The organism is Pseudomonas sp. 5Vm1k, from assembly GCF_056161485.1.
This window is the reverse complement of the sequence record NZ_JBSPCZ010000001.1, coordinates 316,946-332,459: the sequence shown is the minus strand read 5'-3', so window position 1 is coordinate 332,459 and position 15,514 is coordinate 316,946. Positions and strand designations below refer to the sequence as shown.

General features: G+C 59.9%; 15 protein-coding genes. 11 read left to right on the top strand and 4 right to left on the bottom strand.

The window, feature by feature from the left end:
- Positions 1-20: 20 nt before the first annotated feature.
- The 4 genes from ACWIKB_RS01465 to ACWIKB_RS01450 all read left to right on the top strand — a co-directional run bounded on the left by ACWIKB_RS01465 (position 21) and on the right by ACWIKB_RS01450 (position 4,414).
- Positions 21-1,415, top strand: coding sequence for an FAD-binding oxidoreductase (locus tag ACWIKB_RS01465; RefSeq protein ID WP_475265032.1), 1,395 nt, complete (start codon positions 21-23; stop codon positions 1,413-1,415).
- A gap of 38 nt (positions 1,416-1,453) precedes the next feature.
- The gene (locus ACWIKB_RS01460) at positions 1,454-2,119 is read left to right on the top strand and encodes a fumarylacetoacetate hydrolase family protein (RefSeq protein ID WP_475265031.1); all 666 of its coding nucleotides are present in this window, start codon (positions 1,454-1,456) and stop codon (positions 2,117-2,119) included.
- Between the two features lie 270 nt (positions 2,120-2,389).
- Positions 2,390-3,319: an SdiA-regulated domain-containing protein gene (locus ACWIKB_RS01455; protein WP_475265030.1), complete on the top strand. Its 930-nt coding sequence runs from the start codon at positions 2,390-2,392 to the stop codon at positions 3,317-3,319.
- A 177-nt stretch (positions 3,320-3,496) separates the two neighbouring features.
- Positions 3,497-4,414 carry an SdiA-regulated domain-containing protein gene (locus ACWIKB_RS01450; protein ID WP_475265029.1) on the top strand — a complete coding sequence of 306 codons (918 nt, stop codon included), beginning with the start codon at positions 3,497-3,499 and terminating at the stop codon, positions 4,412-4,414.
- Positions 4,415-4,533: 119 nt separating this feature from the next.
- Here the strand turns inward: ACWIKB_RS01450 and rpiA are convergent, their stop codons facing one another.
- Positions 4,534-5,205, bottom strand: a complete 672-nt coding sequence (rpiA, locus tag ACWIKB_RS01445; protein WP_123509777.1) for a ribose-5-phosphate isomerase RpiA — start codon at positions 5,203-5,205, stop codon at positions 4,534-4,536.
- A 302-nt stretch (positions 5,206-5,507) separates the two neighbouring features.
- On the opposite strand from rpiA, the gene ilvA reads away from it, so the two are divergent.
- Positions 5,508-7,022, top strand: coding sequence for a threonine ammonia-lyase, biosynthetic (ilvA, locus tag ACWIKB_RS01440; protein WP_475265028.1), 1,515 nt, complete (start codon positions 5,508-5,510; stop codon positions 7,020-7,022).
- Between the two features lie 39 nt (positions 7,023-7,061).
- Entirely contained in the window at positions 7,062-7,487 is a 426-nt protein-coding gene (locus tag ACWIKB_RS01435) for a DUF2269 domain-containing protein (protein WP_475265027.1), read from the top strand.
- Positions 7,488-7,572: 85 nt separating this feature from the next.
- Here ACWIKB_RS01435 and ACWIKB_RS01430 read toward each other — a convergent pair whose 3' ends face one another.
- On the bottom strand, positions 7,573-8,229 hold the full coding sequence (locus tag ACWIKB_RS01430) for a histidinol-phosphatase (RefSeq protein WP_475265026.1): 657 nt from the start codon (positions 8,227-8,229) through the stop codon (positions 7,573-7,575).
- A gap of 143 nt (positions 8,230-8,372) precedes the next feature.
- Here ACWIKB_RS01430 and ACWIKB_RS01425 point away from each other — a divergent pair, with 143 nt between their 5' ends.
- Together ACWIKB_RS01425 and ptsP are read left to right on the top strand one after the other, a co-directional pair.
- Positions 8,373-8,852, top strand: a complete 480-nt coding sequence (locus ACWIKB_RS01425) for an RNA pyrophosphohydrolase (protein WP_007897732.1) — start codon at positions 8,373-8,375, stop codon at positions 8,850-8,852.
- 22 nt (positions 8,853-8,874) lie between these two features.
- Positions 8,875-11,154, top strand: a complete 2,280-nt coding sequence (ptsP, locus tag ACWIKB_RS01420) for a phosphoenolpyruvate--protein phosphotransferase (protein WP_475265025.1) — start codon at positions 8,875-8,877, stop codon at positions 11,152-11,154.
- Positions 11,155-11,315: 161 nt separating this feature from the next.
- Here ptsP and ACWIKB_RS01415 read toward each other — a convergent pair whose 3' ends face one another.
- Complete coding sequence (locus tag ACWIKB_RS01415) at positions 11,316-12,062, bottom strand: NRDE family protein (RefSeq protein ID WP_475265024.1); 747 nt, start codon at positions 12,060-12,062, stop codon at positions 11,316-11,318.
- Between the two features lie 133 nt (positions 12,063-12,195).
- On the opposite strand from ACWIKB_RS01415, the gene ACWIKB_RS01410 reads away from it, so the two are divergent.
- The 3 genes from ACWIKB_RS01410 to ACWIKB_RS01400 all read left to right on the top strand — a co-directional run bounded on the left by ACWIKB_RS01410 (position 12,196) and on the right by ACWIKB_RS01400 (position 14,896).
- Positions 12,196-12,978: a sulfite exporter TauE/SafE family protein gene (locus tag ACWIKB_RS01410; RefSeq protein ID WP_054044506.1), complete on the top strand. Its 783-nt coding sequence runs from the start codon at positions 12,196-12,198 to the stop codon at positions 12,976-12,978.
- Between the two features lie 83 nt (positions 12,979-13,061).
- The gene (gene lgt / locus ACWIKB_RS01405) at positions 13,062-13,874 is read left to right on the top strand and encodes a prolipoprotein diacylglyceryl transferase (RefSeq protein WP_123509784.1); all 813 of its coding nucleotides are present in this window, start codon (positions 13,062-13,064) and stop codon (positions 13,872-13,874) included.
- Positions 13,875-13,924: 50 nt separating this feature from the next.
- Positions 13,925-14,896 carry a thymidylate synthase gene (locus ACWIKB_RS01400; RefSeq protein ID WP_121733222.1) on the top strand — a complete coding sequence of 324 codons (972 nt, stop codon included), beginning with the start codon at positions 13,925-13,927 and terminating at the stop codon, positions 14,894-14,896.
- A gap of 126 nt (positions 14,897-15,022) precedes the next feature.
- On the opposite strand, the gene cadR is transcribed toward ACWIKB_RS01400, so the two are convergent.
- Positions 15,023-15,472 carry a Cd(II)/Pb(II)-responsive transcriptional regulator gene (gene cadR / locus ACWIKB_RS01395; RefSeq protein WP_475265023.1) on the bottom strand — a complete coding sequence of 150 codons (450 nt, stop codon included), beginning with the start codon at positions 15,470-15,472 and terminating at the stop codon, positions 15,023-15,025.
- Positions 15,473-15,514 lie beyond the last annotated feature (42 nt).

Here is a 15,514-nt window from a genome sequence, read left to right as displayed (position 1 = left end):
ATTGTTCGAGAGTTCTGTCGATGACCAATCCTGCCCTGATTGAAGAGCTGAAGACCCTGGTTGAGCCTGGCAAGGTCCTGACCGATGCCGACTCCCTCAATGCTTACGGTAAGGATTGGACCAAGCATTTCGCCCCGGCCCCTACGGCCATCGTGTTTCCCAAGACCACCGAGCAAGTCCAAGCCATTGTCCGTTGGGCCAATGAGCACAAAGTTGCGCTAGTGCCGTCCGGCGGTCGCACCGGGCTGTCCGCTGCTGCAGTGGCCGCGAATGGCGAAGTGGTCGTGTCGTTCGACTACATGAACCAGATTCTTGATGTGAACCTCACCGACCGCACAGCCGTTTGTCAGCCTGGCGTGGTTACCGAGCACTTGCAGAACGTCGCTGAAGAAAAAGGCCTCTACTACCCGGTGGACTTCGCGTCGGCCGGTTCCAGTCAGATTGGCGGCAATATCGGCACCAATGCCGGCGGGATCAAGGTGATTCGCTACGGCATGACCCGCAACTGGGTGGCTGGCATGAAGGTCGTCACCGGCAAGGGCGATGTGCTGGAGCTGAACCGCGACCTGATCAAGAACGCCACCGGCTACGACCTGCGTCAGCTGTTCATCGGCGCGGAAGGCACCCTCGGGTTTGTGGTCGAAGCCACCATGCGCCTGGACCGTGCACCGAAAAACCTCACCGCCATGGTCCTCGGTACCACCGATTTCGACTCGATCATGCCGGTATTGCACGCGTTCCAAAGCAAACTGGACCTGACCGCGTTCGAATTCTTCTCCGACAAAGCCTTGGCCAAAGTCATGGGCCGCGGCGACGTTCCGGCACCGTTCGAAACCGATTGCCCGTTCTACGCGCTGCTGGAATTCGAAGCGACCACTGAAGAAGTGGCCAACCACGCTCTGGAAACCTTCGAGCACTGCGTTGAGCAGGGCTGGGTGTTGGACGGTGTGATGAGCCAGAGCGAAACCCAGCTGCAGAACCTCTGGAAACTGCGCGAATACATCTCTGAAACCATCTCCCACTGGACGCCGTACAAAAACGACATTTCGGTCACGGTATCGAAAGTCCCGGCGTTCCTGAAGGAAATCGACGCGATCGTCGGCGAACACTATCCGGACTTCGAAATCGTCTGGTTCGGCCACATCGGCGACGGCAACCTGCACTTGAACATCCTCAAGCCGGAAAACCTGAGCAAGGACGAATTCTTTGCCAAGTGCGCTACGGTGAACAAATGGGTGTTCGAAACCGTCGAGAAGTACAACGGTTCGATTTCCGCCGAACACGGCGTGGGCATGACCAAGCGTGACTACTTGACCTACAGCCGCTCGCCGGTTGAGATCGAGTACATGAAAGCCGTCAAAGCAGTGTTCGACCCGAACGGCATCATGAACCCGGGCAAAATCTTCGCGGTGTGAGCCGCGAGTTTTAAGAATCCATGAGGCAGGAGTCGGTAATGAGCTATCAGCACCAGTATGTCGACGGTACGCGTATTCACTTCCCGCTGGGAAAAGTGGTGTGCATCGGCCGTAACTATGCCGAGCACGCCAAGGAACTGGACAATCCGGTCCCGACCGAGCCATTGCTGTTCATCAAGCCGGGCAGTTGCGTGGTGCCGCTGGAAGGCGGTTTTGCCATTCCGACCGAGCGTGGTTCGGTGCACTACGAAGCGGAAATCGCCGTGTTGATCGGCAAGCCGTTGTCGACCAAACCGAGCCGCGAAGAAGTCCTCGACGCCATCTCCGGTTTCGCCCCGGCCCTCGACCTGACATTGCGAGACAAACAGGCCGAGCTGAAATCCAAGGGCCTGCCGTGGGAAATCGCCAAGTCGTTTGATGGCGCTGCAGTGATTGCACCGTTCGTGGTCGGCAGCACCTTCGCTGACCTGACCGACATCGGCATTCGCCTGACCATCAATGGCGAAGTGCGCCAGGATGGCAACAGCAAGGATATGCTCAACCCGATCGTGCCGATGATCCAGTACATGGCCGGCTGCTTCTCGCTGCAGGCCGGGGACGTGATCCTGACCGGTACGCCGGTGGGCGTTGGCCCATTGAATGTCGGTGATGACATCGTGCTGGAATTGCCGGGCGCCAGCAGCTTCACCAGCAGCGTTCGCTGATTCACGCATAACCCTCCTGTGGGAGCGGGCTTGCTCGCGAAAGCGGTGTGTCATTCAACGATGATGTTGACTGACCCATCGCTTTCGCGAGCAAGCCCGCTCCCACATTGGTTTGTGATCCTGCCCACAGTCCAAGTCTGCCCGCACATGGCTTTCCTGCCATTTCCCGTTTTTTTCACATCCTGTCTGGATAATTCCTCGGTTCCTGGCGTCTGAGCCTGCCCGTTTGTGCTATTACCCTTAGCCTGAATTTCTGGAACGCATCCCCTGATGGCCACGCAACCGCTCCCGACTCTGCAAACCCCTCGTCGTCCACGATTCCTGATGCGCTGGTATTACTGGCTGTTGCTGGTGATTGCGGCGGGTTATGGCCTGGCGTTTGCCATGCATTGGGATGACCGCGGTGTGCTGTGGGTGCGCGAGCGTCTGGAAACCCCGGCCGAGCGTCAGCAGAGTGTATGGCTGCCGGATTACCGCGCGGTGATCGACGCCAAGTTGCTGCCGGGCATGGAAAAGGACGAGGCGTCGGACCTGTCCTACGACCCGCAGACCAAAACCCTGTTCTCGGTCATGGGCAAGAACCCGTTCCTGGTCGAGCTGACCTTGCAGGGCGACGTGCTGCGCAAGATGCCGCTGGTGGGCTGGATCAACCCCGAAGGCGTGACGGTCATGGGCAATGGTCTGTTGGCCATCACCGATGAGCGCGAGCACATGCTGTCGATCATCAAGGTCGATGCCTCCACCCGCGAACTGCACCGCGAAGACTTCCCGAAATACGACCTGGGTCCGTCGAAAGACCAGAACAAGGCGTTCGAAGCCATCGTCTGGGACCCGCGCAACCAGCAACTGTTGCTCGGTGAAGAGCGTCCGCCAGCGCTGTTCAGCTGGAAAAGCGATGGCAGCCAGACCCTCAAGGGCGACAAGCAGAAGCTCGCCAGTAATGAACTGGACATCCGCAACCTGTCGGCCCTGGCCATCGACCCACGCACCGGGCACACCCTGGTGCTGTCCGCCGACTCGCACTTGTTGCTGGAGCTGGACGAGAAGGGTGAGCAGGTCAGCTTCATGACCCTGCTGGGTGGTTTCAACGGCCTGAAGAAAACCATTCCCCGCGCGGAAGGCGTGACCATGGACGAAGCGGGCACGCTGTACATGGTCAGCGAGCCGAATCTGTTTTATCGCTTCGAAAAACAGAAGTAACCGCTCGCTGCGCGGAACACACCTGTAGGAGCACGGCTTGCCGGCGAAGGCGTCCTTGAGATCGCCATCGCGAGCAGGCTCGCTCCCACAGTTGTGGTCCAAGGCCACTGGCCATTAAGCTTGAATTCAGATGGCCGTGGTATTTCATCCGCCCGCCCTGTTTTCGAGCTTGCCTGAATGCGTCGACTTGCCCGTCCCAAACCCCTGATTTTGCTCCTGTCAGTGATTGCGCTGATCGTGCTCGTCGCGGTCGGTCAGTACCTGCGCCTGTTTGAACGCGCCTGGTTCAATCTGCATACGCTATGGCAGCCGGTAAGCGAGCGTTCCATTGGCCTGGACCAGTATCGGGTGGTGATCGAGGCGCAAGTGATCGACGGGCTGGACGATGACGTCTCGGCGCTGACCTACGATCCGGTGCGCAAAAGCTTGTTCACGGTGACCAACAAAAATGCCGAGCTGATTGAGCTGTCCCTGGATGGCAAGATCCTGCGGCGTGTCTCGCTGATCGGCTTCGGCGATCCGGAAGCGGTGGAGTTCATCAGCGCTGACACCTACGTGGTCACCGATGAAAGCCAGCAGCGCTTGATCAAGATTCACCTGGAGAAGGACACCACTTTCCTCGACGCCGCTGACGCCGAGCAGATGACCCTCGGTGTGCACATGAGCGGCAACAAGGGTTTCGAAGGCCTGGCGTACGACTCGGTGGGCAAGCGCCTGTTTGTCGCCAAGGAGCGCGACCCGATGCTGATCTACGAAGTGCAGGGCTTCCCGCATTACAACCCGGAAAAATCCTACGCCGTACACGTCGTCAACAACCCCAAACGCGATGCCGGGATGTTTGTGCGAGACCTGTCGAGCCTGCAATACGACGAGCGCAGCGGCCACTTGATGGCGCTGTCCGATGAGTCGCGGTTGATCATGGAACTGGATGTGGATGGGCGACCGCTGAGCACGATGTCCCTGAACAAGGGGCGCCAGGGGCTGCAAAAGACTGTGCCGCAGGCGGAAGGGATTGCGATGGATGACGATGGCACGTTGTATCTGGTCAGCGAACCGAACCTGTTCTACACCTTCAAAAAACCAGCACAGCCCTAACCGACACTGTTATTCCCCGTAGGAGCGAAGCTTGCTCGCGAAGAGGCCATAACATTCAACATCTCAGTCGACTGTTACGGCCTCTTCGCGAGCAAGCTTCGCTCCTACGGGGTAATGCGTCAGGCCTTGAGGGTTTTCACGCCTTCACTCGTGCCCAGCAACAGCAAATCCGCCGGACGTGCCGCGAACAAACCGTTGGTGACGACGCCGACGATCGCATTGATCTGCGTCTCCAGCTCCACCGGGTTGGTGATCTGCATGTTGAACACGTCGAGGATGATGTTGCCGTTGTCGGTCAGCACTCCTTCACGGTAAACCGGGTCGCCGCCCAGTTTCACCAGCTCGCGGGCCACGTGGCTGCGGGCCATCGGGATCACTTCCACCGGCAGCGGGAACGCGCCGAGCACCGGCACCAGTTTGCTGCCGTCGGCGATGCAGATGAAGGTCTTGGCCACGGCCGCGACGATCTTCTCGCGGGTCAGGGCTGCGCCGCCGCCCTTGATCAGGTTCAGGTGCGCATCGCTTTCATCGGCGCCATCGACGTAAAACTCCAGGTCGCTGACGGTATTCAGTTCATACACCGGAATGCCGTGGCCCTTGAGGCGCGCGGCGGTGGCTTCGGAACTGGCGACCGCGCCATCGAAAGCGCCCTTGTGCTTGGCCAGTGCATCAATGAAGCAGTTGGCGGTGGAGCCGGTGCCGACACCGACGACGCTCTTGTCGTCGAGTTTCGGAAGGATGAAGTCGACGGCGGCCTGGGCCACTGCCTGTTTGAGTTGATCCTGGGTCATGCGGGCTCCGAAGCGGGCAAGGGGAGAACGGAAAGGCCGGCATTATAGGCTTCGGGGCGGGGAAGGTCATTGGCCGATTGGCAGGCCGTGACCATTACCTGCGACCGCTACCTGTAGGAGCGAGGCTTGCCCGCGAAAGCGATCTAACTGCCAACATTTATGTTGGATGTAACGACCCCTTCGCGGGCAAGCCTCGCTCCTACAGGTCCATGAAGTTAAAACCACCTGTTTAGTGTGGTCGCCCGCCCGAAAGCCGGGTTAGACTCCTTGGCCCTGCCCAACCCGCTCAGTGATGCTTTCCGATGCTCGAACAGTACGTCAAAAAGATCCTCACCTCGCGCGTTTATGACGTTGCCGTAGAAACCCCATTGCAGACTGCTCGCCAGCTCTCCGAGCGGCTGGGCAACAATATTTGGCTCAAGCGCGAAGACTTGCAGCCGGTGTTCTCGTTCAAGATTCGCGGCGCTTACAACAAGCTGACCCAGTTGAGCGATGAAGAACGTGCGCGCGGCGTGGTCACCGCGTCGGCGGGCAACCACGCGCAAGGCCTGGCCCTGGCGGCCAAGGTGTTGGGCGTGAAGGCGACCATCGTGATGCCCAAGACCACTCCCGAGATCAAAGTCGAAGGCGTGCGCTCGCGTGGCGGCAAAGTGGTGTTGCACGGCGATTCGTTCCCTGAAGCCCTGGCTTACTCGCTGAAACTGGTTGACGAAAAAGGCTACGTCTACATCCACCCTTACGACGATCCCCACACCATTGCCGGGCAGGGCACGGTGGCCATGGAGATTCTGCGTCAGCACCCTGGCCGTCTGGATGCGATTTTCGTCCCGGTGGGCGGCGGCGGTTTGATCGCCGGCATCGCGGCGTATGTGAAATACCTGCGCCCGGAAATCAAGATCATCGGCGTTGAACCGGACGACTCCAACTGCCTGCAAGCCGCTATGGCCGCCGGCGAGCGGGTGATTCTGCCGACCGTGGGCATTTTTGCCGATGGCGTGGCGGTGGCGCAGATCGGTCAGCACACCTTCGATATCTGCAAAGACTACGTTGATGACGTGATCACCGTCAGCACCGATGAAATTTGCGCGGCGATCAAGGATATCTACGACGATACCCGCTCGATCACCGAGCCTGCCGGCGCCTTGGGCGTGGCCGGGATCAAGAAGTACGTCGACCTGAATGGCGTCACCGGTCACACCTTCGTGGCCATCGACTCCGGCGCCAACGTCAACTTCGACCGCTTGCGCCATGTTGCCGAACGCGCCGAGCTGGGCGAAGGTCGCGAAGCCATCATCGCCGTGACGATCCCCGAGAAACCGGGCAGCTTCAAGGCGTTCTGCGAAGCCATCGGCAAGCGCCAGATCACCGAATTCAATTACCGCTACAACACCGGCAGCGAAGCGCACATCTTCGTTGGCGTGCAGACCCACCCGGACAACGATCCGCGCAGTGCGCTGATCGCCAGTCTGAGCGAGCAGGGTTTCCCGGTGCTGGACCTGACCGACAACGAACTGGCCAAGCTGCACATCCGCCACATGGTCGGTGGTCGCGCGGCGCATGTGGTCGATGAAGTGATTTTGCGTTTCGAATTTCCAGAACGTCCGGGTGCGCTGTTCAACTTCCTCAATAAACTGGGCGGGCGCTGGAACATTTCGATGTTCCACTACCGCAACCACGGCGCCGCGGATGGTCGCGTGGTTGCCGGTCTGCAAGTGCCCCACGAGGAACGTCATCTGGTGCCTGCGGCCCTGGAAGAAATCGGCTACCCGTACTGGGATGAAAGCGACAACCCGGCCTACAAACTGTTTCTCGGCTGAGCGGCTACGCTGATGGGCACGTCATAAGGAAATCGAACCATGGAAACGTTAACCGCCCTGAAAGTGGCGCATGTGGTGGCAACGGTGTTGCTGCTGGTGAGTGCGCTGGGGCTTGCGATCTGGGTCGGGCTGGCGCGGCGCAAGGGTGACGCAACGGCGGGAAGTCGCACGTTGCAGCGGCCTCGAGTGTTCGTCTGGCTGCTGATGGGCCTGGCGTTGCTGAGCATGCCGTTTACTGGCTGGTGGATGGTGCATCTGGTGGGTTGGCCGCTGGGGCAAACCTGGATTCTCGCCTCGAGCGTGCTCTACACCGTGGCGGCGCTGGCATGGTTCTGGTTGCTGGTGCGCCTTAACAAACTGCGCAAGGCGCCGGGTGGCGTGGGTAAATTTACCTTTGCGTTGGCGTTGTTCAGTTTTGTCTGTTTTATCGCGATTGCAGGGTTGATGGGCGCCAAGCCGGTTTAACCCTAAAAGATCGCAGCCTTCGGCAGCTCCTACATGGTTTTGCGTACACCCGTAGGAGCTACCGAAGGCTGCGATCTTTTGATCTTCAGTCGCGCAGAGACATCACCGGCCAACCGCGCTTCTGCGCTTCAGCCCGCAGATTCGGGTCCGGATCAACCGCCACTGGATTCGCCACCTGCTCCAACAATGGCAAATCATTCATCGAGTCGCTGTAGAAATAACTGTCTTCCAGCGAATACCCGGTCTCCTCCAGCCAGCGATTCAGCCGCGTCACCTTGCCTTCCTTGAAGCATGGAACGTCGGTGCTGCGCCCGCTGTAGCGACCATCAACCATTTCACATTCGGTGGCAATCAGGGTTTCAACGCCCAGACGCTGGGCGATCGGCCCGGTGACGAAGCGGTTGGTGGCGGTGATGATCACCAGTTTGTCGCCGGCTTCGCGGTGTTTGGCCAACAGGTCGAGGGCCTTGGGCAGCACGATCGGTTCGATGCAGTCGCGCATGTAGTCCAGATGCCATTGATCGAGGGTGGCCATCTCGGTGCGGCCGAGAATTTCCAGGCAGAAGTTCAGGTATTCGGCGTTATCCAGCTTGCCCGCCAAGTAGTCCTGATAGAACTCGTCGTTGCGCGCCTTGTAGGTCACGGCATCGAGAAAGCCGCGTTCGCACAGGTAATCGCCCCAGGCGTGGTCACTGTCACCGCCCAAAAGCGTGTTGTCCAAGTCGAATAAAGCCAGCCGCATTGCAGTTACTCGCTGAAAAGTCTGTAGAAAGGCGTCCAGAATACGGACTTTTCACAAGAGTGCACATAAGGTAGGCCGGCTCGTTGCTGCTATCACAACCTTTGTGGAACAATGCGGCGACATGCGTTTGCGAGGTTGTTGCCGTGATCGACCCCGATGGTTTCCGCCCCAATGTCGGGATCATTCTCACGAATGATGCCGGCCAGGTGCTATGGGCTCGCCGTATCAATCAAGATGCCTGGCAGTTTCCACAGGGTGGGATCAACCCCCAGGAGACGCCGGAAGACGCCTTGTACCGCGAGTTGAACGAAGAAGTGGGTCTTGAGCGCGAAGATGTTGAAATTCTCGCCTGCACCCGGGGCTGGTTGCGCTATCGTTTGCCGCAACGTCTGGTCCGTACCCACAGCCAACCGCTGTGCATCGGCCAGAAACAGAAATGGTTTCTCCTGCGCCTGATCTCCAACGAGCAGCGGGTGCGGATGGATTTGACCGGTAAACCGGAATTCGATGGCTGGCGCTGGGTCAGCTATTGGTATCCGTTGGGCCAGGTGGTGACATTCAAGCGCGAGGTGTATCGACGCGCTCTCAAAGAGCTTGCCCCGCGCCTTTTAGCGCGCGACTGACGACGGAGTTCGACCCCGAGCCATGCTCAATACGCTGCGCAAGATCGTCCAGGAAGTTAACTCCGCCAAGGATCTCAAGGCGGCGTTGGGGATTATTGTGTTGCGCGTCAAAGAGGCCATGGGCAGCCAGGTCTGCTCGGTCTACCTGCTTGACCCGGAAACCAACCGCTTCGTGCTGATGGCCACCGAGGGCTTGAACAAGCGCTCGATCGGCAAAGTCAGCATGGCACCCAACGAAGGTCTGGTTGGCCTGGTCGGCACGCGTGAAGAACCCCTGAACCTCGAAAACGCCGCGGATCACCCGCGCTACCGTTACTTCGCCGAGACCGGTGAAGAACGCTACGCCTCATTCCTCGGGGCACCGATCATTCACCACCGTCGCGTCGTCGGCGTGTTGGTCATTCAGCAAAAAGAGCGCCGCCAGTTCGATGAAGGTGAAGAAGCCTTCCTCGTGACCATGAGTGCGCAACTGGCCGGCGTTATCGCCCACGCTGAGGCCACCGGTTCGATCCGTGGTCTTGGCCGCCAGGGCAAAGGCATCCAGGAAGCCAAGTTCGTCGGCGTACCGGGTTCGCCCGGCGCGGCGGTCGGGACCGCGGTGGTCATGCTGCCGCCAGCCGATCTGGATGTGGTGCCGGACAAGACCATCACCGACATCGACGCCGAACTGGGGCTGTTCAAGACCGCCATCGAGGGCGTGCGCGCCGACATGCGTGCCCTGTCCGCCAAGCTCGCGACCCAGTTGCGTCCTGAAGAGCGCGCGCTGTTCGACGTTTATCTGATGATGCTCGACGATGCCTCGCTGGGCAGCGAAATCACCACCGTGATCAAGACTGGTCAATGGGCCCAGGGCGCGTTGCGTCAGGTGGTTACCGATCACGTCAATCGTTTCGAACTGATGGACGATGCTTACTTGCGCGAGCGCGCATCGGACGTCAAGGACCTTGGCCGCCGTTTGCTCGCCTATTTGCAGGAAGAGCGCCAGCAGAGCCTGGTCTACCCGGAAAAAACCATTCTGGTCAGCGAAGAGCTGACGCCGGCGATGCTCGGTGAGGTGCCGGAAGGCACGTTGGTCGGTCTGGTCTCGGTCCTCGGCTCGGGTAACTCTCACGTCGCGATCCTCGCTCGGGCGATGGGCATTCCGACGGTGATGGGCCTGGTCGACCTGCCATACGCCAAGGTCGACGGCATCGAATTGATCGTCGATGGCAATCGCGGCGAGGTCTACACCAACCCTAGCGACGTGCTGCGCAAACAGTTCGCCGAGGTGGTGGAAGAAGAGAAGCAACTGGCGCTCGGTCTCGACTCCCTGCGCGATCTGCCATGCGTGACCCTCGATGGCCACCGCATGCCGCTGTGGGTCAACACTGGCCTGCTCGCGGACGTAGCGCGGGCGCAGAAGCGTGGCGCTGAAGGCGTCGGTCTGTACCGCACTGAAGTGCCGTTCATGATCAACCAGCGCTTCCCGAGTGAAAAAGAACAACTGGCGATCTACCGCGAGCAACTCGCCGCGTTCCACCCGCAGCCAGTGACCATGCGCAGCCTGGACATCGGTGGTGACAAGTCGCTGTCGTACTTCCCGATCAAGGAAGACAACCCGTTCCTCGGCTGGCGCGGCATTCGCGTCACCCTCGACCACCCGGAAATCTTCCTGGTCCAGACCCGTGCGATGCTCAAGGCCAGTGAAGGCCTGAACAACCTGCGGATTCTGCTGCCGATGATCTCCGGCATCCATGAGCTGGAAGAAGCCCTGCACCTGATTCACCGGGCCTGGGGCGAAGTCCGCGACGAAGGCACCGACGTGCCGATGCCGCCGATTGGCGTGATGATCGAGATTCCGGCGGCGGTGTACCAGACCAAGGAGCTGGCGCGGATGGTGGACTTCCTGTCGGTCGGCTCCAACGACTTGACCCAGTATCTGCTGGCCGTGGACCGCAATAACCCGCGAGTGGCCGATCTCTACGACTACTTGCACCCGGCGGTGCTGCAAGCCTTGCAGAACGTGGTGCGTGATGCCCATGCCGAAGGCAAGCCAGTGAGTATCTGCGGCGAGATGGCCGGCGACCCGGCAGCGGCGGTGCTGTTGATGGCGATGGGCTTTGACAGCCTGTCGATGAACGCCACCAACTTGCCGAAGGTGAAGTGGATGTTGCGTCAGATCAACCTGAGCAAGGCCAAGGAATTGCTGGCGGAGTTGATGACCATCGACAACCCGCAAGTTATCCACAGTTCGCTGCAATTGGCGCTTAAGAACCTTGGGTTGGCGCGGATGGTTAATCCGGCTTCGGCCAAGACCCTCTGAAAGGCTGATCGCCCTGTGGCGAGGGAGCTTGCTCCCGCTGGAGTGCGAAGCGCTCCCAATCCGGCCAATGCGTTCTTTCAGAAAGATCGCATTGGCCGGTTTACGACTGCTCCGCAGCCGGACGGGAGCAAGCTCCCTCGCCACAATTTATATCCTGGCCTTTAAACCCTGATATCCACTTCCCCCAAATGCCCGCCATACGGCCCGAAACTCCTTTCGACCATATGCCTCGACCCGTCCGCCCGAACAATCAACGCCGTACTCGCCCGCGTCCCGTAAGTCGGGCTGGCAATAAACACACTCGACAATAAAGTCTCGGTGGCCAAACCCACCCCGGTATCCGGCAAATCGGCAAACGACGCTGTCTGCGAGTCAGCCAAAATAGCCAGCAACGCCTCAGGCTGCGGATCGTCCAGCAGTTCGCTCAACGCAGCCTTGGCCTTGAGCACTTTCGGCCACGGCGTATCCAGTCCCGCGTTCGATAATCCGTAGACCCCGGGCGCCAGCATCACCGCTTCGGTTTCCCGGGCATTGAAGTGCCACAACTCATTTGTGTTGCCGATCAACAGGTTAAACCCGGCATATTCCCGGGAACGGCTGACAACGTCGCCTAAATAGTCATCAATCGACACCTCGCCGCTCAAAAAGCCTGCCACCAGTTCACCGCGTGATCGAGGCGACGGCGGCTGATGAGGATCGCGAATATTGGTCAGGGCGGCGAATCGCCCGTTGGCCCCGACACCGAGCCAGGTACCGCCCGCTTCCAGGTCCCGGCCGGCATGCACATGGGGCGCGTGCGGCCATTGCGCCAGGGGCTGGGTAGGCCGGGCATAGAATTCGTCGCGGTTGGCCGCCACGATCAGCGGCTGGGCATGGCCCGGGCGCCAGGCGAAAACAATCAGGCACATAAGGTGGTCCTTGTGTGTTTTTTGCTCACTCTACGCAGACATTGCTCGCGCATCCATCGCCATCCAGTAGAGCTGGAGGCCATGCATCCGTTACCATGCCGCTCCTATTTTCGCGATGCATGGGAAGACGGCCATGGAATTTCTGCTCTATCTGGCGCTGGGCGCCTGTGCGGGCGTGCTGGCCGGGCTATTCGGGGTTGGCGGCGGGATCATCATCGTCCCGGTGCTGGTGTTCAGTTTCAAACTGCAAGGCTTCGATCCGTCGATCCTCACGCACCTGGCCGTCGGTACGTCCCTGGCGACAATCATTTTTACTTCGGTGAATGCGATCCGCGAGCATCACCGCCGTGGCGCCGTGCGTTGGCCGATTTTCGCCTGGATGACCCTCGGCATTCTGATCGGTGCCGGTTTCGGTGCGCTGACCGCCGAGGCGATCTCCGGCCCGCATTTGCAGAAGATCATCGGCGTATTCGCGCTGATAGTGGCGGTTCAGCTCGCGTTGGACTTCAAACCCAAGGCCAGCCGAACGGTGCCGGGCAAAGTCGGTCTGACCGTGGCAGGCAGCGTGATTGGCTGGGCTTCGGCGATTTTCGGGATCGGCGGTGGTTCGTTGACCGTGCCGTTCCTGACCTGGCGCAGCGTGCCGATGCAGCAAGCGGTGGCGACTTCATCGGCCTGCGGCTTGCCGATTGCCGTGTCCAGTGCATTATTTTTCATGATTCTGGGCTGGCACGATCCGTTGTTGCCAGCCCATAGTCTCGGTTTTGTTTATTTGCCGGCGTTGCTGGGGATCGCCCTGACCAGCATGTTCTTCGCCCGCTTCGGTGCGCGACTGGCGCACAACTTGTCGCCGCGCTTGCTCAAAAGACTGTTCGCCGCTTTGCTGTTCTGCGTGGGCCTGAATTTCCTGCTCTGACGCGGATCGCAATCCTGGCTTAATCCTGAGGTGACAGCGTCCCCCGGGAATTTTGAAGGTTTCAACTCTAACGAGGAGTCGCAATGCTGCCTTACCCGCAGATCGACCCGGTGGCCCTGGCCATCGGTCCGCTGAAAATCCACTGGTACGGTCTGATGTACCTGATCGGCATCGGCGGCGCCTGGCTGCTGGCGTCCCGTCGGCTGAACCGCTTCGACCCGACCTGGACCAAGGAGAAACTCTCCGACATGGTCTTCTGGATGTCGATGGGGGTCATTGTCGGCGGCCGCCTGGGCTACGTGTTGTTCTACGATCTGAGCGCGTACCTGGCCAACCCGACGCTGATTTTCGAAGTGTGGAAGGGCGGCATGTCGTTCCACGGCGGGTTTATCGGCGTGATGCTGGCGGCGCTGTGGTTCGGCAAGAAGAACAACAAGTCGTTCTTCCAGTTGATGGACTTTGTCGCACCGATGGTGCCGATCGGCCTGGGCGCCGGGCGCATCGGCAACTTCATCAACGCCGAGTTGTGGGGCAAGCCGACCGACGTGGCGTGGGCGATGATCTTCCCGCCGTTCAGCGATCCGGCGCAGCTGCCGCGTCACCCGTCGCAGCTGTATCAGTTTGCGCTGGAAGGCGTTGCGCTGTTCCTGATCCTCTGGCTGTTCTCGCGCAAGCCGCGGCCGACCATGGCGGTGTCCGGGATGTTTACGCTGTTCTACGGCATCTTCCGTTTCATCGTCGAATTCGTCCGTGTACCGGACGCGCAACTGGGCTATCTGGCTTGGGGCTGGCTGACCATGGGTCAGGTTTTGTGCGTACCGATGGTGCTCGCCGGTCTGTTCCTGATCTGGCTGGCTTATCATCGCGCCCCGGCGGCGCCAGCGGCGGCGGTATAAATTCGAATCCCGGGGGCGACGGCTCCCGGGTTCAAGGACACAGGTAACTCATGAAGCAATATCTCGATCTGGTGGCTCACGTCATCAAGAACGGCACCAAGCAAGCCAACCGCACCGGCGTTAACACCATCAGCTTCCCTGGCGCGATGCTGCGTTATGACCTGAAGGAAGGTTTCCCGGCGATCACTACGCGCAAGATGGCCTTCAAATCGGCCATCGGCGAGATGTGCGGTTTCCTGCGTGGCGTGAACAACGCCGCCGAATTCCGTGCGTTGGGCTGTAAGGTCTGGGACCAGAACGCCAACGAAAACGCGCAGTGGCTGGCTAACCCGTTCCGTCAGGGCGAAGACGACCTCGGCGAAATCTACGGCGTGCAATGGCGCAAATGGCCGGCGTACAAGCAGATTCCGGTCAGCAACAAAGCCGCCATCGAGCAGACTTTGAGCCAAGGCTATCGCCAGATCGCTGAAGGCGAAGAAGACGGTCAGGCCTATGTGGTGCTGTACAAGGCGATCGACCAGATCCGCCAATGCGTCGACACCATCATTAAGGACCCGGGCAGCCGCCGCATCCTGTTCCACGGCTGGAACGTTGCCCAGCTCGATGAAATGGCCCTGCCGCCGTGCCATCTGCTGTACCAGTTCCACCCGAATGTCGAGACCAAAGAGATCTCTTTGACCCTCTACATCCGCTCCAACGATCTGGGCCTGGGCACGCCGTTCAACCTCACCGAAGGCGCCGCGCTGCTGAGCCTGATCGGGCGCCTGACCGGCTACACGCCGCGCTGGTTCACCTATTTCATCGGTGATGCCCACGTTTACGAAAACCATTTGGACATGCTGAATGAACAGCTCACCCGCGAGCCGTTCCCGATGCCGAAACTGGTGATCAGTGAGCGTGTGCCGGCGTTTGCCGAGACCGGTGTTTATCAGCCGGAATGGCTGGAGCTGATCGAGCCGAGCGATTTCTCGCTTGAGGGTTATCAGCACCACGCGCCGATGACCGCGCCGATGGCGGTTTAAGCCTCAACACAGATCAAAATGTGGGAGCGGGCTTGCTCGCGAAAGCGGTGTGTCAGTCGATAGAAATGTTGCCTGACACACCGTATTCGCGAGCAAGCCCGCTCCCACATTGGTTATTGGGTGGTTTTAATGGCCGTGGCTGCGGCCCACGTGCGAATGCTCCACCTCCGTCGCCACAACCCCGCCGCTCACTTCCAACCGCTGCAAAATCCCGCATTGATCGATATCCGGCCCTTCGCTGCAGCGTTGGCGCAGGTCGAGCAGTTGTGTCTGCAACGCCAGCAAGCCGTCGATCCGGGCCTTGACGTGGTGGATGTGTTCATCGATCAGCGCGTTGACGCTTTGGCACTGGTCCTGCGGGCTGTCGCGCAGGGTCAGCAGGCTGCGGATTTCCTCAAGGGTCATGTCGAGGGTGCGACAGTTGCGGATAAACGTCAGGCGCTCGGCGTGGGCCTGGGTGTAGACGCGGTAGTTGCCATCGCTGCGGGCCGGCTCTGGCAGCAGGCTTTCGCGCTCGTAATAGCGGATGGTTTCCACGGCGCAGTCGGTCAGTTTGGCCAGTTCTCCGATCTTCATCGCGACAATCTCCAAAAGGTTGCTTGACCCTATAGTGGCTAC